Source organism: Rahnella contaminans (genome assembly GCF_011065485.1).
GTDB classification, from domain to species: Bacteria; Pseudomonadota; Gammaproteobacteria; order Enterobacterales; family Enterobacteriaceae; genus Rahnella; species Rahnella contaminans.
This window is the reverse complement of sequence record NZ_JAADJS010000007.1, coordinates 88,473-109,319: the sequence shown is the minus strand read 5'-3', so window position 1 is coordinate 109,319 and position 20,847 is coordinate 88,473. Positions and strand designations below refer to the sequence as shown.

Below are 20,847 nucleotides of genomic sequence, written 5' to 3'. Positions count from 1 at the left end.
GGGGCGTAATGTAACATCTGCAACGCCGTATGTGGACTCCGGCCTGCATTCCAGACATCACAAATTGCACCGTAAAGGCTGTCAATCTCAGGCGACGTTTCTGCTACAATCGCCGTCCTTGTCCATCAGGTGAGCAAAAATACGCCATGCGATTAAACCCCAGCCAACAACATGCCGTCGAATTCGTCACCGGACCCTGCCTGGTTCTGGCGGGGGCTGGCTCCGGCAAAACCAGGGTGATTACCAATAAAATCGCACACCTGATCCGTGAATGCGGCTATCAGGCTCGCCACATTGCGGCTGTAACCTTCACCAATAAAGCGGCGCGCGAGATGAAAGAGCGTGTGGCGCAAACCCTTGGGCGAAAAGAATCATGCGGCTTGCTGATCGCGACTTTCCACACGCTGGGGCTTGAAATCATCAAACGCGAATTTGCCGCGTTGGGCATGAAATCCAATTTCTCCCTGTTCGACGATCAGGATCAGCTGGCGCTGCTCAAAGAGCTGAGCGAGAAGTGGCTGGAAAATGACAAAACGCTGTTGCAACAGCTGATCTCGACGATCTCAAACTGGAAGAACGATCTGGTTGATCCGTCCCATGCGGCGGGCCTTGCGCGATCGGAACGCGATCAGATCTTCGCGCACTGCTACGGGCTTTATCATGACCATATGCGCGCCTGTAATATTCTCGATTTCGACGACCTGATCCTGTTACCCACGCTGCTGTTGCAGAAGAATGAAGAAGTACGTGAGCGCTGGCAGAACAAGCTGCGTTATCTGCTGGTCGATGAATATCAGGACACCAATACCAGTCAGTACATGATGGTGAAACTGCTGGTTGGTAACCGCGCACGTTTCACTGTGGTGGGCGACGACGATCAATCTATCTACTCCTGGCGCGGTGCGCGGCCACAAAACCTGGTGCTGCTGAAAGAAGATTTCCCGCAGTTGCAGGTCGTTAAGCTTGAACAGAACTATCGTTCCTCGCAGCGCATTCTGAAAGCGGCTAACATCCTGATCGCCAACAACCCGCATGTGTTCGAGAAGCGGCTTTTCTCTGAGCTGGGTTACGGCGAAACGCTAAAAGTGGTGACCGCCAACAATGAAGATCACGAAGCCGAGCGCGTGGTTGGCGAGCTGATTGCACATCACTTTATCAACAAGACCGGTTATGGCGATTACGCGATTTTGTATCGCGGTAACCACCAGTCACGCCTGTTTGAAAAAATGCTGATGCAGAACCGCATTCCGTACCGCATTTCCGGCGGCACGTCGTTCTTCTCGCGGCCTGAAATTAAAGATTTACTGGCCTATTTGCGCGTCCTGACTAACCCTGACGATGACAGCGCTTTCCTGCGTATCGTGAATACACCGCGTCGTGAAATCGGTGCAGCGACGTTGCAGAAACTGGGTGAGTGGGCAAATCAGCGTAACAAAGGTTTGTTCAAAGCCAGTTTCGATATGGGGCTGAGCCAGTATCTGACCGGGCGTGGCCTGGAATCACTGCAACGGTTCACGCACTGGATGGGCACTATTTCTGAACTGGCCGAACGCGAACCGGTTGCGGCGGTACGGGATCTGATCCACGGCATCGATTACGAAAGCTGGTTGTTCGAAACCTCGCCGAGCCCGAAAGCGGCCGAAATGCGCATGAAAAACGTCAATCAGCTTTTCAGCTGGATGACCGAAATGCTCGAAGGTACCGATCTGGATGAGCCGATGACGCTCACTCAGGTGGTCACGCGCTTTACGCTGCGTGACATGATGGAACGTGGTGAAAGTGACGAAGAACTGGATCAGGTTCAGCTGATGACGCTGCACGCTTCGAAAGGTCTGGAATTCCCGTATGTGTTTCTGGTCGGCATGGAAGAAGGATTGTTGCCGCATCAGAGCAGCATCGATGAAGACAATGTCGATGAAGAACGGCGTCTGGCGTATGTGGGCATTACCCGCGCCCAAAAAGAGCTGACTTTTACGCTTTGCCGTGAACGCCGCCAGTACGGGGAATTAATTCGTCCGGAACCCAGCCGCTTCCTGATGGAACTGCCGCAGGATGATTTGGCCTGGGAAAGTGAGCGTAAAGTGGTCAGTGCGCAGGAGCGTATGGTGAAAGGGCAAGGCCATCTGGAGAAAATCCGTGAACAACTGGCGAAAGCCAAAGGCGGAAACTGACAGGCAAAGAAAAGGCAGGGGATAAGCCCTGCCTCATTCGGTGCGTTTTTTTACGGAAAAATCAGAGCTGTTCTTCGACGAACAGCGGCCAGTGGACATAACTTTGCCAGTGGCTTTCCTGTTCCAGCTCTTCCGCCCGTAACGGATGCTGAGCCAGCCAGCCCTGCGGCACAATCACATTCAGTTCATCATCATTTGCCCGTAAACGCACGGCGGGCAACGTGTCGTCGCGGCGACGGCTGGCAAAGATAATCGCAAGCCGGAGAATGCGACAAAGACGTTGTGCCTGACGCGGCGGGACGGCGTTTTGCTCATTGAGCAACGGTAAATCGAGCGTCCCGTTCTGGTTTTGCAACAGCGTCGCCAGCAGTTTTTTCTGCGCCGGCGTAAAGCCCGGTAAGTCTAAATGACTGATCAGATAGGCTGCGTGCTGCGGCGCTTTTTTGAAATCAACACTCAGCCCGATTTCGTGGATCAAACAGGCGCTATTCAGCAGCTCACGGGCGCGGGCATCGAGCTTCCATTCCTGTGACACCTGCAACGAAAAGTTCTCTGCAAGCTGTGCTACGCGCTGTGCCTGTTCATTATCAAGCAGATAGCGGCGTTGCAGATTTCGCAATGTGCGCTGGCGAATATCCTGTTCAATCGGCAGGTGCAGCATGCCGTAAACCAGACCTTCACGCAGTGCGCCACCGGCCAGCGTCATGGTTTCGATATTCAGGGTTTTGAAAATGGCGATGAGAATCGACAGACCGCTTGGGAAAACCAGCGCACGTTCAAGCGTCAGGCCTTCAATTTCCAGCTCTTCCAGTTTGCCGCACTGAATCGCACGCTGTTTGAGCTGTTGAAGTTTCGGCAACGTAATGCGCTCATCCATACCCTGAGCGACCATGATTTCCTGAAGCGCCTGAACGGTGCCGGAAGCACCAACACAAATTTGCCAGCCATTGGCGATCAGCTGAGGCGCTATCGGAAGGATCATGTCGGTCGCAGCCTGTTCGGCCTGATCGAAGTTTTCCTTTGCCAGATTTCGGTCGGTAAAATAACGCTCCAGCCAGGTCACGCAGCCCATCGAAAGGCTGAAAAGCGTGGTGGCCTGTGCGCCGATACCAGTGACCAGCTCTGTACTGCCGCCGCCAATATCGACGACCAGACGTTTATCCGGGCCACCCGTGGTATGGGCAACGCCGTGATAAATCAGACGGGCTTCTTCTTCACCGGCAATGACCTGAATCGGGCAACCGAGAATTTCCTGAGCTTTCCTCAAAAATTCGTCCGCATTACTGGCAAGCCGCAACGTTGCGGTGGCAACGACGCGGATTTGTTCGCGGGGAATATCCTGCAATCTTTCGGAAAACAGCTTCAGGCATTGCCAGCCACGTTGCATGGCTTCCTGAGAAAGCAGGTTTTGCTTATCCAGACCGGCAGCCAGACGCACTTTGCGCTTAATTCTGGCGAGGGTCTGGATACTGCCTGCCACCTCACGAACAACCAGCATGTGAAAGCTGTTAGAGCCCAAATCAATTGCTGCATAGAGTGAGGTGGAGCTTAGCATAGGTTATCAGCCCGGACGTTTACGGTTGCTACGTGGTGCGCTGCTGCGACGTGAAGACGAATTGCTGTTACGACGCGGACCGTTTCCGGTACGAGAGCGAGCCAGACGTTTCGGCGCAGGTAAATCAGTTAACAGCGCTTCGCTGCTGTATTTGCTGACAGGAATGCTGTGACCGGTGTAGGTTTCGATTGCCGTCAGGTTCAGCGCGTACTCTTCACAAGCCAGGCTGATGGAATGACCGCTCAGACCCGCACGGCCGGTACGACCAATACGGTGAACATAGTCTTCACAGTCGTCAGGCAGATCATAGTTAAAGACGTGCGTAACGGCAGGAATATGCAAACCACGGGCTGCAACGTCAGTCGCAACCAGAATATCCAGTGTGCCTTTGGTGAAGTCTTCCAGAACGCGCAGGCGTTTTTTCTGCGGGACATCGCCGGTTAGTAAACCTACGCGATGACCGTCGGCTGCCAGATGGCCCCAGACGTCTTCACAACGGTGTTTAGTGTTAGCAAAAATGATGCAGCGGTCTGGCCATTCTTCTTCAATCAGCGTCTGTAACAGGCGCATTTTCTCTTCATTCGAAGGGTAGAAGAGTTCTTCTTTAATACGGTGGCCCGTTTTTTGCTCCGGTTCGATCTCAATCGACTCGGCATTATTCATGTTTTCGAACGCCAGTTCTTTCACACGATAGGAAAGGGTTGCTGAGAACAGCATGTTGAGGCGTTGAGTCGCAGGTGGCATCCGGCGGAAGATCCAGCGGATATCTTTGATGAAGCCCAGATCGAACATGCGGTCTGCTTCATCCAGCACCACCACCTGAATCGCGCCCAGGTCGATGTGGTTCTGTTTGGTGTAATCGATTAGACGGCCGGTGGTTCCGATGAGGATGTCCACGCCGCTTTCCAGCACTTTAAGCTGTTTGTCGTAACCGTCGCCGCCATAGGCCAGACCTAATTTCAGCCCGGTAGATTCAGATAATGCTTCGGCGTCGGAGTGGATCTGCACCGCGAGTTCACGCGTAGGTGCCATGATCAAGGCACGCGGCTGGTTAGTCTGACGACCTTCCGCAGCAGGGTGAGAAAGCAGATAATGGAAAGTAGACGCCAAAAAAGCCAGCGTCTTGCCGGTACCGGTTTGCGCCTGACCTGCAACATCACGCCCAGCGAGCGTGATCGGCAATGCCAATGCCTGAATAGGCGTACAGTAATGGAACCCTTTCTTTTCAAGGGCTTCTACTGCCAGCGGGTGCAGGGCGAAGTCGGAAAACTTCTGTTCGGTCAAGTGTGTTTTGCTCATAGTGTGGTAGAATATCAGCTAACTATTGCTTTACGAAAGCGTATCCGGTGAAATAAAGTCAACCTACTGTTGGTTAATGCTACATCAACAAGGTAAAGATAATCCTTTGGAGTAGAACATGAGCGATAAAATTATTCACCTGACCGATGACAGTTTCGACAACGACGTATTGAAAGCTGAAGGGCTGGTACTGGTCGATTTCTGGGCAGAGTGGTGTGGTCCTTGTAAAATGATCGCTCCGATTCTGGATGAAATTGCCACTGAGTTCGAAGGCAAGCTGACCATCGCGAAGCTGAACATCGATGAAAACCCAGGTACTGCACCTAAATACGGCATCCGTGGTATTCCTACCCTGCTGTTATTTAAAGGCGGCGAAGTCGCAGCAACTAAAGTTGGCGCACTGTCGAAAGGTCAGCTGAAAGAGTTCTTAACAGCTAATCTGTAATCGGTCGGGATGACCAAAGCCAGGTGTTTAGCGGGCTGCCGTGTTTTTCACATTGTCCGCTAGACGCCTGTCAAGAAGCGTGCTAAGTTTACGCTTACTGCAAATAGAGCTTACCTGTAGTTTGATTCTTACGTTTTACTCTGTTGTGTCAAAAACATCTGCCTATAAAGTTTCTTTGAATAATAATTAAATTGAACTGGCACTGTGCTTGACCATCTAACGGTTTTAACAAAATCGGCTTTAAGACACCTTCAATATCATTGCCCCTCTAGAATATCGCCCGCGAGCGACTGCCTGCGGCTGGATTTCAAAGCTGTGATTTGAAGTGTCATACAATAAACAGGCATGGATGACCCTGCCATACCCATTCACGACAGATGTTCGAGACATACCCCGAGTTTAAGAACCCACCATTATGAATCTTACCGAATTAAAGAATACGCCGGTCTCTGACCTGATTGCACTCGGCGAAAATATGGGGCTGGAAAACCAGGCCCGCATGCGCAAGCAAGACATTATCTTTTCAATATTGAAGCAGCATGCGAAAAGCGGAGAAGACATCTTCGGTGATGGCGTACTGGAGATATTGCAGGATGGATTTGGTTTCCTCCGCTCCGGAGACAGTTCCTACCTCGCAGGCCCCGACGACATCTACGTATCACCAAGCCAAATTCGCCGCTTCAACCTTCGCACTGGCGACACCATTTCCGGTAAAATCCGCCCACCTAAAGAAGGTGAACGTTATTTTGCCCTGTTGAAAGTTAACGAAGTTAACTACGACAAACCAGAAAACGCCCGCAGCAAAATCCTGTTCGAAAACTTAACCCCTCTGCATGCAAATTCCCGTCTGCGTATGGAACGTGGTAATGGTTCAACGGAAGATTTAACCGCGCGTGTACTGGATCTGGCTGCTCCGATTGGCCGCGGCCAGCGTGGTCTGATTGTTGCTCCGCCGAAAGCGGGTAAAACCATGCTGCTGCAAAATATCGCGACAAGCATTGCGTACAATCATCCTGACTGTGTGCTGATGGTTCTGCTGATTGATGAACGTCCGGAAGAAGTAACCGAGATGCAGCGTCTGGTTAAAGGGGAAGTTATCGCTTCTACCTTTGATGAGCCGGCATCCCGTCACGTTCAGGTGGCTGAAATGGTCATCGAAAAAGCCAAACGCCTGGTTGAGCACAAGAAAGACGTCATCATCCTGCTGGACTCCATTACCCGTCTGGCTCGTGCTTACAACACCGTGGTTCCGTCATCAGGCAAAGTTCTGACCGGTGGTGTGGATGCCAACGCCTTACACCGTCCAAAACGTTTCTTCGGTGCAGCACGTAACGTGGAAGAGGGCGGAAGCCTGACCATCATCGCTACTGCGCTGGTCGATACCGGTTCTAAAATGGATGAAGTTATCTATGAAGAATTCAAAGGTACCGGCAACATGGAATTGCATCTGGCGCGCAAAATCGCTGAGAAACGCGTATTCCCTGCGATTGATTACAATCGTTCTGGTACCCGTAAAGAAGAGCTGCTGACCACGTCAGAAGAACTTCAGAAGATGTGGATCCTGCGTAAAATCATTCACCCGATGGGTGAGATCGATGCAATGGAATTCCTCATCAACAAACTCGCCATGACGAAAACCAATGACGACTTCTTCGATATGATGAAACGTTCGTAATTTGGTGTAAAACTCAAACTAACGCCACGCTAAGCCGTGGCGTTTTTTGCTTTTGGTAGCTACCATAATGCTACTTTGGTGAAATTGTCAGACTATTCGGATAATAGCTGATGGTTTTTCCAGTGCCCTTTCTTTATTTTATCGGTTTACTGCCCAAGAAATGGCAACAGATAAGGTCTTGCCTGAGACAAAACCATAACTGTCACCATAGGATTTGATTTAAGGCTGTGAGGTTTATGATGCTCTCGATTCCACGCACCTTATTTTTGCAGAAGAGATCTCTTAACTGTGAATTTACTCAATATGAGTACTGAGCTTGCCATTGTTTTCGTTTTTTCATTCCTGTTTCTGTTCGTTGCCCGGAAGGTGGCGAATAAAATCGGACTCGTAGATAAACCCAATTTTCGCAAACGCCATCAGGGTTTGATCCCGCTGGTCGGCGGTATTTCTGTGTATGCAGGGGTTTGTTTCGCCTTTCTTATCACCAGCTATGTCATTCCGCATGGCAACCTTTATCTCGCCTGCGCGGGCTTGCTGGTACTGGTCGGCGCGCTCGATGACCGTTTCGATATCAGTGTAAAAACCCGCGCAATGGTGCAGGCTGTGGTGGCCGTGGCGATGATGAGTTTCGCAAATCTCACGCTACGTAATCTCGGGCATCTTATCGGCCCATGGGAAATGGCACTCGGGCCGTTCGGCTATCTGGTGACCCTGTTTGCCGTCTGGGCGGCGATCAACGCCTTTAACATGGTGGATGGTATCGACGGGCTTCTGGGCGGATTATCCTGCGTCAGTTTCGGTTCTTTAGGCATCATCATGTATGGCAGTGGTCACATGGAACTGGCGCTCTGGTGCTTCGCCATGATTGCCGCCATTTTGCCTTATATCCTGCTCAATCTGGGCGTCTTCGGCCCTCGCTATAAAGTGTTCATGGGCGATGCGGGTAGTACGCTGATTGGTTTTACGGTCATCTGGATCCTGCTGCAAAGCACGCAAGGCGAAACGCATCCGATGAACCCGGTGACCGCACTCTGGCTTATCGCAATCCCTCTGATGGATATGGTTGCCATCATGTACCGACGTCTGCGCAAAGGCATGAGTCCGTTTTCTGCCGATCGCCAGCACATTCATCATTTGATCATGCGCGCCGGCTTTACTTCCCGTCAGGCCTTTATGCTAATTACCGTGGCCGCTGCACTTCTGGCGGCGGTTGGCGTGATTGGCGAACATCTGCCTTTCGTGCCTGAATGGGTCATGCTGGCTTTATTCTTTGTCGCTTTCCTGCTGTACGGCGTTTGCATCAAGCACGCCTGGCGCGTGGCCCGGTTTATCAAACGTCTTAAAAGGCGTTTGCGCCGTTCATCTCCTCAATAATTCATCTTTTACACAAGGGCATACTGGCTGTGGATAAACCAGAAATGATAAGAAACCAGAATGATCGTGACATCGAAAATGAACTCGATATTCGTGGTTTGTGCTGCACCTTATGGAAAGGTAAATTTTGGATTGCGGGCCTGGCAATACTGTTCGCGTTAGTGGCTTTGGGCTCCTCTTATCTGATGAAACAGGAGTGGAGCTCGACGGCCATTACCGACCGTCCCACCGTGAACAATCTCTCGTCTTATTTCTCACAAGCGCAGTTCCTGCGTAATCTGGATGTGCGCACTGCGTTGCCGTCGGATACCGGTCGTCCGCCGATCTCTGATGAATCCTATAATGAATTTGTGATGCAGCTGGCCGCTTACGACACCCGTCGTGATTTCTGGCTGCAAAGCCCTTATTACAAGCAGCGCCTGGAAAATGATGCGCGCGCGGATGCCGTTTTGCTCGATGATCTGATTAACGATATTCAGTTCACACCGCGCGATGCAATGAAAGTCCCGAACGACATTGTGAAACTGACGGCGGAAGATGCCGCTGATGCCAACAAACTTTTGCGTCAGTATGTTAATTTCGCCAGCCAGCGCGCGGCGCAGCATCTTTACGATGAGTTGCAGGGCGCATGGGCTGCCCGGACGCAGTCGATGAAAGCGCAGGTCAAACGCCAGGAAGAAGTGGCGCAAAGCATTTTCAAACGCACGGTGAATAACACCGAGCAGGCGCTGAAAATCGCCCAGCAGCAAAACATCACCAAAAGCGTGACGGACACGCCAGCTGAAGAGCTGCCTGATTCCGACATGTTCCTGCTGGGTGTGCCTATGTTGAAAGCGCGCCTGGAATTATTACAGGCTTCCGGGCCGGGTTATGATCTGGATTACGACCAGAACCGCGCCATGCTGTCGACGCTGAATGTGGGCCCGACGCTGACCGCGAAATTCCAGACTTACCGTTACCTCAGAACGCCTGAGGAACCTGTAAAACGTGACAGCCCGCGCCGTGTGTTCCTGATGATCATGTGGGGGATTGTCGGTGGTTTAATCGGGGCAGGAGTTGCCCTGACGCGTCGTAAAAATAAGAGAAACACATTGTGAAAGTGTTGACGATTTTCGGCACCCGTCCGGAGGCCATTAAAATGGCGCCGCTGGTGCTTGCTTTGTCGCAGGATGCGGCTTTTGAATCTAAAGTTTGTGTCACGGCACAGCACCGTGAAATGCTCGATCAGGTACTGCGTCTGTTTGAGATTACGCCCGATTATGACCTCAATATTATGAAACCGGGGCAGGGTCTGACGGAAATCACCAGCCGTATTCTGACTGGCCTGAAGCCGGTGCTTGATGAATTTAAACCGGACGTCGTGCTGGTTCACGGCGATACCACCACGACGCTGTCCGCGAGTCTGGCGGCTTTTTATCATCAGATTGCGGTCGGTCATGTCGAAGCCGGTCTGCGCACCGGTGATCTTTCTTCGCCGTGGCCGGAAGAGGGCAATCGCCTGCTGACCGGTCATCTTGCGCGCTGGCATTTTGCCCCGACGGAAAACGCCCGTTCGAATCTGACGCGGGAAAATATTCCTGAAAGCCGCATTTTCGTCACCGGCAATACGGTGATTGATGCGCTGTTGTGGGTTCGTGATCGCTTTAACAGCGATGCGTCTCTGGCGCAGCAGCTGGCCAATACCTATCCGTTCCTCGATGCCAGTAAAAAACTGATCCTCGTAACGGGTCACCGCCGTGAAAGTTTTGGCGGCGGTTTTGAGCGGATTTGCTCGGCGCTGGCCGATATCGCCCGCCAGCATCCGGATGTTCAGATTGTGTATCCGGTGCACCTCAATCCTAACGTCAGTGAGCCGGTAAACCGTTTTCTGGCGGGCATCGACAACATCGTGTTAATCGACCCGCAGGATTATCTGCCTTTCGTTTATCTGATGGATAAAGCCTATCTGATTCTGACGGATTCGGGCGGTGTGCAGGAAGAAGCGCCTTCACTGGGGAAACCGGTGCTGGTGATGCGGGAAACCACAGAGCGTCCGGAAGCCGTTGATGCCGGTACGGTACGTCTGGTCGGGACTGATCCTACAAAAATTGTTAAGGAAGTGAACCGTCTGCTGAGCGATGAAAACGAATACAACAGCATGAGCAGGGCGCACAATCCTTATGGTGACGGACACGCGTGTCGCCATATTCTTGATGCATTAAAAAATCATCGGGTATGACCATGAATTTCAATACTATTTCTGTAATCGGACTGGGTTACATCGGTTTGCCGACGGCTGCCGCCTTCGCCTCACGCCAGAAAAAAGTCGTGGGGGTGGACATCAATCAGCACGCGGTTGAGACCATTAACCGTGGCGCCATTCATATCGTTGAACCCGATCTCGACACGCTGGTAAAACAGGCGGTAGAAGGCGGTTTCCTCCGCGCCGTCACTCAGCCCGAACCTGCGGATGCTTTCCTGATCGCCGTGCCGACGCCTTTTATGGGCGATCATCTGCCGGATATGAAATACGTGGAATCCGCCGCGCGCTCTCTGGCGCCGGTACTCAAAAAGGGTGACCTGATCATTCTGGAATCTACGTCTCCGGTCGGCGCGACAGAACAAATGGCAGCATGGCTGGCCGAAGTTCGCCCGGATCTGAGCTTCCCGCAACAGGCGGGTGAACAGGCGGATATCAATATTGCTTACTGCCCTGAACGCGTTTTGCCGGGCCAGGTGATGGTTGAGCTGATCAAAAATGACCGCGTGATTGGCGGGATGACCTCCGTGTGCTCGCAGCGCGCCAGTGATTTGTACAACATTTTCCTGAAAGGAGAATGTGTGGTTACGAATTCGCGTACGGCGGAAATGTGCAAGCTGACCGAAAACAGCTTCCGCGACGTCAACATTGCTTTCGCTAATGAGCTCTCACTGATTTGCGATGCGCAGGGCATTAATGTCTGGGAGCTGATCAGCCTGGCAAACCGCCATCCGCGCGTGAATATTTTACAGCCGGGACCGGGCGTTGGCGGCCACTGTATCGCGGTCGATCCGTGGTTTATTGTGGCGCAGAACCCTGAGCTTGCGCGGATCATCCGTACGGCGCGCGAAGTGAATGACAGCAAACCGCACTGGGTGGTTGATCGCGTGAAGGCCGCGCTGGCCGATTGCCTTACCACCACCGGCAAGCGCGCTTCTGAAATCAAAATCGCCTGCTTTGGTCTGGCGTTTAAACCGAATATCGACGACCTGCGCGAAAGCCCTGCCGTAGAAGTCACCCACCTGATTGCCGACTGGCATGCAGGCGAGACCTGGGCCGTTGAACCGAATGTTCATCAGCTTCCGGCATCGCTGGCAGAAAAAGTGACACTGCATTCTCTTGATGATGCCCTGAAAGATGCCGATCTGCTGGTGATGCTGGTTGATCACACCTCGTTTAAGGCGATCCCGGCCAGCGCGATCCGCCAGTCCTGGATCGTAGACACCAAAGGTGTGTGGCGGTGAGCCTGCACGTCCACGGCAATATTGAACCGCTCGACTGGGAGAGCGATTTCTTCCAGTTGCGCAGTGCCAAATTGAGCCTGGATGCGTCGGTGGAAACCGTCGTGACGCCTGAGGCGCTGGCGCAATATGCGCTGGTGCAGGCAAAAGTGGATGCAGATCAGACCGAAATGCTGGATGCGCTGTCCGCGCTCGGCTTTCGTCTGGCCGAAGGTGAAACCGATGTGTGCGTCGCGGTGAGTGCGCAGGATATCGCGTTGCCCGCCGGGCGTCTGGCGGTGCCGGAAGATATTGCGGACGTGGTGACGATTGCCCGTCAGGCGTTTCGCCTGAGCCGTTTTCGGTCTCCGTGGTATCAGCCGGATGACAGCGCGCGGTTTTACGCGATGTGGGCGGAAAAAGCGGTGCTGGGCACATTCGACCATCTTTGCCTGTGGGCCGATGACGCGAGCGGATTTGTGACGCTGCGCCAGTTAGCCAAGGGCGAAGCAAGAATTGGCCTGCTGGCCGTCAAACCTGAATGTCAGGGGCGGGGAGTGGGCAAGACATTAATGGCGGCTGCGAAACAATGGTGTGCCGGTCAGGGCGTTTCGCGTCTTCACGTCGCGACACAAACCGGCAACCTTCCGGCTTTAAACCTTTATCTCGCCAGCGGTGGCAAAGTCACACGCACGGCGTACTGGCTGTACAGGTGAAATGATGATCCCTTTTAATGCGCCGCCGATTGTTGGCACTGAAATTGATTTCATGCGCGAGGCGATGAGCAGCGGCAAACTTTGCGGCGATGGCGGATTCACGCTGCGCTGTCAGAAATGGTTCGAACAGCATTTTAACTGCCCGAAAGTATTGCTGACGCCGTCCTGCACGGCGTCGCTGGAAATGGCCGCATTGCTGCTTGATATCCAGCCCGGCGATGAAGTGATTATGCCGAGCTTCACGTTCGTCTCGACCGCCAATGCGTTTGTTCTGCGTGGCGCGAAAATCGTCTTTGTGGATGTCCGCCCGGACACCATGAATATCGATGAAACTCTGATTGAAGCGGCGATTACGGCTAAAACTAAAGTGATTGTGCCGGTGCATTACGCAGGCGTGGCCTGTGAAATGGACGCCATCATGGCGCTGGCTGAAAAGTATCATCTGTTCGTGGTGGAAGATGCCGCGCAGGGCGTGATGTCGACTTACAAAGGCAAGGCGCTGGGAACGATCGGCCACATCGGCTGTTTCAGTTTCCACGAAACGAAAAACTACACCGCAGGCGGCGAAGGCGGTGCGACGCTGATCAACGATCCGGCGCTGATTGATCGTGCTGAAATCATTCGCGAAAAAGGCACCAACCGCAGCCAGTTTTTCCGCGGGCAGGTGGATAAATATACCTGGCGCGATATCGGCTCCAGCTATCTGATGTCTGATTTGCAGGCCGCGTATCTGTGGGGAAATCTGGATGCCGCTGAAAAGATTAATCAGCGCCGTCTGGCTATCTGGAATCAGTATTATGAAGCCTTGCAGGAACTGGCCGATGCGGGACGTATCCAGCTTCCGGCTATTCCGCAGGAATGTGTGCAAAACGCCCACATGTTCTATGTTCGACTGAACGATATCGAAGATCGCGATGCGTTCATCCGTCATATGAAAGCGGCAGATATCCTCACCGTATTCCATTACATTCCGCTGCATGCCTGTCCGGCTGGCGAAAACTTCGGGCGTTTCTCTGGCACCGACTGCTTTACCACGCAGGAAAGTGAGCGTCTGGTGCGCCTGCCGTTGTTCTACAACATGACCGACGACACACAGCGCACTGTGATTGCGGCCATGCTGCAATACTTCGCCTGACATGTCGCTGGCAAAAGCGTCAGTCTGGACCGCCGGTTCCACGCTGATTAAAATCGGCACCGGATTGCTGGTAGTTAAATTGCTGGCCGTGGCGTTCGGGCCGGAGGGCGTGGGGCAGGCGGGGAATTTCCGTCAGATGGTCACGGTGTTGGGCGTATTGTCCGGTGCCGGGATCTTCAATGGCGTCACCAAATATGTTGCCGAACACCATGATAATCCTGAGCACCTTAAAGCCGTGCTCGGGACGTCGTCATCGCTGATTTTAGGTTTCTCCACTCTGCTGGCGGCGATATTTCTGCTGCTCGCTGCGCCGATCAGTAGCGGTCTGTTCGGGCATGAGCGCTATCAGGCGGTCGTTCGCGCCGTGGCCTTTATCCAGATGGGCATTGCCTATGCCAACTATTTTCAGGCAATCCTGAAAGGGTATCGCGACGCGATGGGCAACGCGCTGGCGGTGATTGGCGGAAGTCTGATTGGTTTAGTCGCTTATCTGGCTTGCTTCAAACTGGGCGGTTACGAAGGCGCGCTGGCCGGTCTGGCGCTGGTGCCTGCGCTGGTCATCCTGCCCGCGGCTGGTATGTTGTGGAAGCGCAAATCCTTTCCGCTGGAATACTTAAAACCGGGCTGGGATCGTTTTATTGCCAGCCATCTCGGCAAATTTACGCTGATGGCGCTGATCACTTCTGTCACGATCCCGGTGGCGTATGTGATGATGCGAAATCTGCTGGCTGAACATTACAGCTGGAAAGATGTGGGGATCTGGCAGGGCGTCAGCAGTATTTCGGATGCTTATCTGCAATTTATCACCGCCTCATTCAGCGTGTATTTGTTGCCCACATTATCCCGGCTGACCGATAAACGGGATATTTCCCGGGAAATCGTGAAGTCGCTGAAATTTGTCATCCCCGTCGTGGCCGCAGTCAGTTTCACGGTCTGGTTACTGCGCGATTTTGCTATCTGGCTGTTGTTTTCAAAACAATTTATCGCGATGCGCGATTTGTTCGCCTGGCAACTGGTGGGCGATGTACTGAAAGTAGGCTCGTATGTTTTTGGGTATCTGGTGATTGCCCGCGCGTCTCTGCGCTTTTATGTGCTGACAGAAATCAGTCAGTTCGCGCTGCTGACCGGTTTTTCACACTGGCTGATCCCGGTTCACGGTTCTCTGGGCGCCGCGCAGGCGTATATGGCGACGTATATCGTCTATTTTGCCGCGTGCTGCACTGTTTTTGTTATCTATCGTAGACGAGCATGACAACGCTGATTCACGTTTTGGGATCTGACATCCCTCATCATAATGTAACCGTACTGCGCTTTTTCAACGACGTGCTGGCCGAATGCACGCCTGAAAAGCGGATTTGTCATTTTATGGTCGCGGCGGCGGATGCTTCGGCGTTTGCTGAGTTTACGCGCCTGGACATTCGGGTTTATCCGGACAAAAAAACGCTGGCGGCGGCGGTGATTTCCCGCGCGCAAGACCGGACGCACCACTTTTTCTTCCACGGGCAATTTAATCCCACGCTCTGGCTCGCGCTGCTGACGGGCAAAATCAAAGCCTCGCAGGCGAACTGGCATATCTGGGGTGCAGATTTGTATGAATCTGCCGGAGGTCTGAAATTCCGCCTGTTTTATTTCATGCGCCGCCTGGCGCAGGGACGTATCGGGCATGTCTTTGCCACGCGCGGCGACCTGATTTATTTCCATCAGCGCTACCCGCGTACGCCGTCTTCTTTACTGTATTTTCCGACGCGGATGGATCCGACGCTGACCCAACCCGCTGATCTGCCGGAACCCGAAGGGCAGATGACAGTGCTGGTGGGGAATTCCGGTGACCGCAGTAACCGCCACATTGAAGCACTGCGTTCGCTGCATCAGCAGTTCGGCAGCGGTATCCGCGTGATTATCCCGATGGGATATCCGGCGGATAATCAGACTTATATTGAGCAGGTTCGCACTGAAGCATTAACGCTGTTTGCGCCCGAAAATGTTGACCTGATGACCGGCGCCATGGCGTTCGACGATTATCTGAATGTGTTGCGTCGTTGCTCGCTGGGCTATTTTATTTTCGACCGTCAGCAGGGTATCGGGACGCAATGCCTTCTGATTCAGTTCGGCGTGCCGTTTGTCGTCAGCCGTCAGAATCCTTTCTGGCAGGATCTGGCCGAGCAGCATCTGCCGGTGCTTTTCTACGGTGATATGCTGGATGAAAAAGTGGTCGCTGAAGCGCGGCGTCAGTTACTGAATGCCGATCGCAAAAACATCGCCTTCTTTAATCCGAACTATATTTCGGGCTGGCAGCAGGCATTACTGCTCGCGGCGGGAGAAACGTCATGACGCTGGCACAATTAGGCGGCCTGACCGTCGTTTACGTGCTGTCGCTGTTGTTTATTCTCACGCTGACGTACAAAGAGTTCCGGCGCGTGCGTTTCAACTTTAACGTCTTATTTTCGTTACTGTATCTGCTGACGTTCTACTTTGGATTTCCGCTGACCTGTCTGCTGGTTTTCCAGTTTGACGTCAAAGTGGTGCCGGTGGAAAATCTGTTACAGGCCATGCTGGCCGCGACCTGTTTCTATGGCATTTATTACGTTTGCTACAAAACGCGGCTGAAGGCTAAACGCGACGGGCCTTCACGCCCGCTGTTTACGATGAACCGGGTCGAAACCCATCTGACCTGGATGCTGCTGGCGCTGATTGCAGTCGTCACAGTTTCCATCTTCTTTATGCACAACGGTTTTCTGCTGTTTAAGCTGAAATCCTACAGCCAGATTTTCTCCAGCGATGTCTCCGGTGTGGCGCTTAAGCGCTTCTTTTACTTCTTCATTCCGGCGATGCTGGTGGTGTTTTTCATCAAACCGGATATCCGCCGCTGGCTTTTTTTCCTCGCCAGTACCGTGGCTTTTGGTTTCCTGACCTACGTTATCGTCGGCGGAACCCGCGCCAATATCATCATCGCATTTGCGCTGTTTTTGTTTATCGGCATTGTGCGCGGCTGGATCAGTCTGTGGATGCTGGCGGTGGCGGGCGTGCTGGGCATTGTCGGCATGTTCTGGCTGGCACTTAAACGCTATGGCCTGAACGTCAGCGGCCCGGAAGCGATTTATACTTTCCTGTATCTGACGCGCGACACGTTTTCTCCGTGGGAAAATCTGGGGCTGTTGTTGCAGAACTACGATAAAATCAGCTTCCAGGGTCTTGCGCCAATTGCGCGTGATTTCTACGTTTTCATCCCGACCTGGCTGTGGCATGACCGTCCGGGCATCGTGCTCAATTCTGCCAACTATTTCACCTGGGAAGTGCTCGATAACCACTCCGGCCTGGCGATTTCTCCGACCCTGATTGGTTCTCTGGTGGTGATGGGCGGCGTGTGGTTTATTCCGCTGGGTGCTGTCGCCGTGGGCATGATCATGAAATGGTTCGACTGGTTGTACGAAAAAGGCAAAGCGGACACCAACCGCTATAAAGCCGCTATCTTGCAAAGTTTTTGCTTCGGTGCGGTCTTTAATATGATTGTGCTGGCCCGTGAAGGCGTGGACTCCTTCTTCTCACGGGTGGTGTTTTTCTGCCTGGTGTTCGGCGCGTGTCTGGTTGTCGCCAAACTCCTGTACTGGATGTTTGATGCCGCCGGGCTTATCCGTGTCAAAATTCCGCGCAGAAAAAACCTCATGGAGCCTCACTCTGGCAGGAATTTGAATGAACTCTGAGAATAATGTTCCACAATACGATATTCGCGGGATCCGACTGTGGGGCTTCCGCGATATGGCACATTTTATTGATTATCTGTTTGCCGAAAATCAGGTGAAAACCGGTTCGCTGGTGGCGATGAATGCCGAGAAAGTGCTGACCATCGAAAGCAATCCGGAAATGGGCGCACTGATTAAAGTGGCGGAATACAAATATCCCGACGGCATCAGCATGGTGCGGGCTATTCGCCGAAAATATCCACAGGCGCAGGTGTCCCGTATCGCCGGTGCCGATCTCTGGGAAGGGCTGATGGAACGCGCCGGTCGTGAAGGCACGCCGGTCTTTCTGATTGGCGGTAAACCTGACGTACTGGCACAAACGGAAGAAAAATTGCGCGCCCAGTGGAACGTCAATATTGCCGGCAGCCAGAATGGCTACTTTACGCCGGAGCAACGAAACGCTTTATTTGAACGGGTCAAAAGCAGCGGGGCTGCAATTGTGACGGTGGCGATGGGCTCGCCGAAGCAGGAAATCCTGATGCGCGATTGCCGTGAAGTTTATCCGGATGCGCTCTATATGGGCGTCGGTGGGACTTACGACGTCTTCACCGGCCACGTTAAACGGGCGCCAAAAATCTGGCAAAGCATGGGGCTGGAATGGTTATACCGCCTGATTTTACAGCCCAGCCGTTTGCGCCGTCAGCTCAAACTGCTGAAATTTGTCCGTTATTACTATACCGGTCGTCTGTAATGATTTCGCCGTTCTGAATCTTCAGGACGGCGCGCTACCTCTCATTTCTTCACTTCTGTTGCATGAGTTTCCTGTCCGCTTTTCATATCAGTGCTTATCTTTCTCAATAGGCGTTTGCAACTCGTCGGGAAATACGGAAACATAACGCCGTTTTTCCACCCCATACGGGCATCATCACTATAAAAATAACATTCCGGTCATTCCGGAAGGCAAACACAATGAGAGAGAAATTGAGGATCTATGGAGAATAAAGAAGAAAAGGGTGGACTACACCGGGGGCTGGAAGCGAGGCACATTGAGCTGATTGCACTGGGTGGCACCATCGGTGTCGGATTATTTATGGGCGCGGCAAGCACCCTGAAATGGGCCGGGCCGTCAGTGTTACTGGCGTACATTCTGGCCGGTGTGTTCGTCTTCTTTATCATGCGCTCGATGGGCGAAATGCTGCATCTGGAGCCGGTCGCCGGTTCGTTTGCGGTCTACGCCCATAAATATCTCGGTCCGTACTACGGCTATCTGACGGCGTGGAGCTACTGGTTTATGTGGATAGCGGTGGGGATTTCTGAAATCACCGCGATCGGTGTCTACGCGCAATACTGGTTCCCCGAACTGCCGCAGTGGATCCCGGCGCTGATAGCCGTGGCGATTGTGGCGTCGGCGAATCTCGCCGCCGTGAAGCTTTATGGCGAAATGGAGTTCTGGTTTGCGCTGATCAAAATCACCACCATCATTGTGATGATTGTGGTCGGGCTGGCGGTCATTTTCTTCGGTTTTGGTAATCATGGCGAACCGGTGGGATTTGCCAATCTGACGGCGCACGGCGGCTTCTTTGCCGGTGGCTGGAAAGGGTTCCTCTTCGCGCTGTGTATTGTCGTGGCGTCATATCAGGGCGTTGAGCTGGTGGGGATTACTGCCGGTGAAGCGAAGAACCCGCAGGTGACGCTCAAACGCGCTATCAACAATATCCTGTGGCGTATCCTGATTTTCTATGTGGGCGCGATTTTCGTCATCATCACGATTTTCCCGTGGAACGAAATGGGCACGCACGGCAGCCCGTTCGTTTTAACCTTCGCGAAAATTGGTATTGCCTCTGCGGCTGGTATCATCAACTTTGTAGTACTGACGGCGGCGCTGTCGGGCTGTAACAGCGGCATGTACAGCTGCGGACGTATGCTTTACGCCTTGTCAAAGAACCGCCAGTTGCCTTCGTTTCTGAGCCGGGTTTCAAAAAGCGGCGTCCCGGTTTATGGCATCGCGATTACGATTTTATGTCTGCTGGTGGGTTCATGCCTGAACTATGTGATCCCGAATCCGGAGAAAGTGTTCGTTTATGTCTACAGCGCCAGCGTGCTACCGGGCATGGTACCGTGGTTTGTTGTGCTGATTAGCCAGCTGCGTTTTCGCGACGCACATAAAGAGAAACTGAAAAATCATCCGTTCAAATCCGTGCTGTTCCCTTATACCAACTATCTGACGCTGATTTTCCTGGCGTGCGTGCTGGTGGGTATGGCAATTAACCCGGATACACGGGTTTCTCTGCTGGTTGGCGGTATTTTCATCGCGGCGGTGTCACTGATATACTTCGGCCTGGGCATGCATAAGCGTGCCGCGCTGACGGCGGAAAAGGCAAAATAACGCTGTAAGTCATGGGTGGGGAAGGGAAGGCGCTTACTTTTAATGCGGATTGGATAAAGCGTAATCAAACGCAATATTTCTGATAAAAAGCACTAGACAGCTTGGCGTTAAAACCGTAGTATCCCCACCCGCAACGGCGCTAAGCGCCCGTAGCTCAGCTGGATAGAGCGCTGCCCTCCGGAGGCAGAGGTCTCAGGTTCGAATCCTGTCGGGCGCACCATTAGTTTGCGCTAGAGTTGCGGTGAATTGTTGAGTTAAACATTTCACGTTAGTTAGAGATATGGTGGCTATAGCTCAGTTGGTAGAGCCCTGGATTGTGATTCCAGTTGTCGTGGGTTCGAGCCCCATTAGCCACCCCACTCTAAAAATGATTTTGTGATTGTGACATGCGATGGTGGCGGAATTGGTAGACGCGCTAGCTTCAGGTGTTAGTGTCCTTCGGATGTGAGGGTTCGAGTCCCTCCCTTCGCACCACACACAAAATTCATTTTAAATGATGCGGTTAGCATCATATAATAGTAAGATGCACGACATCGGCGAGTAGCGCAGCTTGGTAGCGCAACTGGTTTGGGACCAGTGGGTCGGAGGTTCGAATCCTCTCTCGCCGACCACATTTGAAAGACCTGCTTTTTAAAGCAGGTTTTTTTTCGTCTGTAGTATTTCAACTCAGCTTGTTGTTTATCCGCGACATTTCTCTGTATGCCTGTCTCTTTCAGGAGACACTTATCTTATTGATAAGTAAAGCTTCATATAAGCTGACACTCATACGTCGTTCACTGGCGACAGAATCGCAGTCTGGTGCCCGTTTTCTGACAACACAGAAATTGGGTGTTAGTGTTAAATTAAAATAAAGCTATTATTTATCAGTGTAATAGGAAATTTTTAACAGACGCTTGCCATACTGGCACGCCTCCTGCATTATTCCTGCCGTAGATGCTCATTCCACCCATTA

At 52.6% G+C, this 20,847-nt stretch carries 16 protein-coding genes and 4 tRNA genes; 18 read left to right on the top strand and 2 right to left on the bottom strand.

Translation table 11 applies throughout. From position 1 onward, the window contains the following. Positions 1–146 precede the first annotated feature (146 nt). Positions 147–2,171, top strand: coding sequence for a DNA helicase Rep (gene rep, locus GW579_RS22280; protein WP_165061938.1), 2,025 nt, complete (start codon positions 147–149; stop codon positions 2,169–2,171). Between the two features lie 61 nt (positions 2,172–2,232). Here rep and gppA read toward each other — a convergent pair whose 3' ends face one another. Both gppA and rhlB read right to left on the bottom strand, forming a co-directional pair. Then, a complete protein-coding gene (gene gppA / locus GW579_RS22275) occupies positions 2,233–3,726 on the bottom strand; it encodes a guanosine-5'-triphosphate,3'-diphosphate diphosphatase (protein WP_152324757.1) in 1,494 nt (497 codons plus the stop codon). 6 nt (positions 3,727–3,732) lie between these two features. After that, complete coding sequence (rhlB, locus tag GW579_RS22270; RefSeq protein ID WP_101079469.1) at positions 3,733–5,025, bottom strand: ATP-dependent RNA helicase RhlB; 1,293 nt, start codon at positions 5,023–5,025, stop codon at positions 3,733–3,735. Positions 5,026–5,143: 118 nt separating this feature from the next. Here rhlB and trxA point away from each other — a divergent pair, with 118 nt between their 5' ends. From trxA to GW579_RS22185, 17 genes are all read left to right on the top strand, one after another. Continuing rightward, entirely contained in the window at positions 5,144–5,470 is a 327-nt protein-coding gene (trxA, locus tag GW579_RS22265) for a thioredoxin TrxA (RefSeq protein ID WP_013577537.1), read from the top strand. Between the two features lie 415 nt (positions 5,471–5,885). Beyond that, complete coding sequence (gene rho / locus GW579_RS22260) at positions 5,886–7,145, top strand: transcription termination factor Rho (protein WP_101079467.1); 1,260 nt, start codon at positions 5,886–5,888, stop codon at positions 7,143–7,145. 288 nt (positions 7,146–7,433) lie between these two features. Then, on the top strand, positions 7,434–8,519 hold the full coding sequence (gene wecA / locus GW579_RS22255; protein ID WP_152324758.1) for a UDP-N-acetylglucosamine--undecaprenyl-phosphate N-acetylglucosaminephosphotransferase: 1,086 nt from the start codon (positions 7,434–7,436) through the stop codon (positions 8,517–8,519). A gap of 44 nt (positions 8,520–8,563) precedes the next feature. Then, positions 8,564–9,616, top strand: a complete 1,053-nt coding sequence (gene wzzE, locus GW579_RS22250; RefSeq protein WP_152324759.1) for an ECA polysaccharide chain length modulation protein — start codon at positions 8,564–8,566, stop codon at positions 9,614–9,616. Then, a complete protein-coding gene (gene wecB, locus GW579_RS22245; RefSeq protein ID WP_165061932.1) occupies positions 9,613–10,737 on the top strand; it encodes a non-hydrolyzing UDP-N-acetylglucosamine 2-epimerase in 1,125 nt (374 codons plus the stop codon). The genes wzzE and wecB overlap by 4 nt, the downstream gene beginning before the upstream one ends. A 2-nt stretch (positions 10,738–10,739) precedes the next feature. After that, positions 10,740–12,002, top strand: a complete 1,263-nt coding sequence (gene wecC / locus GW579_RS22240) for a UDP-N-acetyl-D-mannosamine dehydrogenase (protein WP_152324761.1) — start codon at positions 10,740–10,742, stop codon at positions 12,000–12,002. Positions 12,003–12,004: 2 nt separating this feature from the next. Then, the gene (gene rffC / locus GW579_RS22235; RefSeq protein WP_206739022.1) at positions 12,005–12,694 is read left to right on the top strand and encodes a dTDP-4-amino-4,6-dideoxy-D-galactose acyltransferase; all 690 of its coding nucleotides are present in this window, start codon (positions 12,005–12,007) and stop codon (positions 12,692–12,694) included. A gap of 4 nt (positions 12,695–12,698) precedes the next feature. Then, complete coding sequence (gene rffA / locus GW579_RS22230; protein ID WP_165061964.1) at positions 12,699–13,829, top strand: dTDP-4-amino-4,6-dideoxygalactose transaminase; 1,131 nt, start codon at positions 12,699–12,701, stop codon at positions 13,827–13,829. 1 nt (position 13,830) lies between these two features. Continuing rightward, positions 13,831–15,081, top strand: coding sequence for a lipid III flippase WzxE (gene wzxE, locus GW579_RS22225; protein WP_152324764.1), 1,251 nt, complete (start codon positions 13,831–13,833; stop codon positions 15,079–15,081). Further along, a complete protein-coding gene (locus GW579_RS22220; protein ID WP_165061929.1) occupies positions 15,078–16,160 on the top strand; it encodes a TDP-N-acetylfucosamine:lipid II N-acetylfucosaminyltransferase in 1,083 nt (360 codons plus the stop codon). Before wzxE ends, GW579_RS22220 begins: the two co-directional genes overlap by 4 nt. After that, the gene (gene wzyE, locus GW579_RS22215; RefSeq protein ID WP_165061926.1) at positions 16,157–17,530 is read left to right on the top strand and encodes an ECA oligosaccharide polymerase; all 1,374 of its coding nucleotides are present in this window, start codon (positions 16,157–16,159) and stop codon (positions 17,528–17,530) included. Before GW579_RS22220 ends, wzyE begins: the two co-directional genes overlap by 4 nt. Then, entirely contained in the window at positions 17,520–18,260 is a 741-nt protein-coding gene (gene wecG / locus GW579_RS22210; protein WP_152324767.1) for a lipopolysaccharide N-acetylmannosaminouronosyltransferase, read from the top strand. Before wzyE ends, wecG begins: the two co-directional genes overlap by 11 nt. 240 nt (positions 18,261–18,500) lie before the next feature. Further along, on the top strand, positions 18,501–19,895 hold the full coding sequence (thrP, locus tag GW579_RS22205; RefSeq protein WP_152324768.1) for a bifunctional threonine/serine APC transporter ThrP: 1,395 nt from the start codon (positions 18,501–18,503) through the stop codon (positions 19,893–19,895). Between the two features lie 143 nt (positions 19,896–20,038). Then, positions 20,039–20,115: transfer RNA gene (locus GW579_RS22200), tRNA-Arg, on the top strand. A gap of 63 nt (positions 20,116–20,178) precedes the next feature. Continuing rightward, positions 20,179–20,254: transfer RNA gene (locus GW579_RS22195), tRNA-His, on the top strand. Between the two features lie 29 nt (positions 20,255–20,283). Continuing rightward, positions 20,284–20,369: transfer RNA gene (locus GW579_RS22190), tRNA-Leu, on the top strand. A 60-nt stretch (positions 20,370–20,429) separates the two neighbouring features. Beyond that, positions 20,430–20,506 (top strand) — tRNA-Pro (locus GW579_RS22185). The last annotated feature ends 341 nt before the right edge of the window (positions 20,507–20,847 follow it).

Coding starts and splice junctions, on each gene's coding strand:
- wzxE (WP_152324764.1), top strand. CDS start 13,831: ATGTCGCTGGCAAAAGCGTCAGTCTGGACCGCCGGTTCCACGCTGATT.
- rep (WP_165061938.1), top strand. CDS start 147: ATGCGATTAAACCCCAGCCAACAACATGCCGTCGAATTCGTCACCGGA.
- wzyE (WP_165061926.1), top strand. CDS start 16,157: ATGACGCTGGCACAATTAGGCGGCCTGACCGTCGTTTACGTGCTGTCG.
- wecC (WP_152324761.1), top strand. CDS start 10,740: ATGAATTTCAATACTATTTCTGTAATCGGACTGGGTTACATCGGTTTG.
- GW579_RS22220 (WP_165061929.1), top strand. CDS start 15,078: ATGACAACGCTGATTCACGTTTTGGGATCTGACATCCCTCATCATAAT.
- wecG (WP_152324767.1), top strand. CDS start 17,520: ATGAACTCTGAGAATAATGTTCCACAATACGATATTCGCGGGATCCGA.
- gppA (WP_152324757.1), bottom strand. CDS start 3,726: ATGCTAAGCTCCACCTCACTCTATGCAGCAATTGATTTGGGCTCTAAC.
- thrP (WP_152324768.1), top strand. CDS start 18,501: ATGGAGAATAAAGAAGAAAAGGGTGGACTACACCGGGGGCTGGAAGCG.
- rho (WP_101079467.1), top strand. CDS start 5,886: ATGAATCTTACCGAATTAAAGAATACGCCGGTCTCTGACCTGATTGCA.
- rhlB (WP_101079469.1), bottom strand. CDS start 5,025: ATGAGCAAAACACACTTGACCGAACAGAAGTTTTCCGACTTCGCCCTG.
- trxA (WP_013577537.1), top strand. CDS start 5,144: ATGAGCGATAAAATTATTCACCTGACCGATGACAGTTTCGACAACGAC.
- wzzE (WP_152324759.1), top strand. CDS start 8,564: ATGATAAGAAACCAGAATGATCGTGACATCGAAAATGAACTCGATATT.
- rffA (WP_165061964.1), top strand. CDS start 12,699: ATGATCCCTTTTAATGCGCCGCCGATTGTTGGCACTGAAATTGATTTC.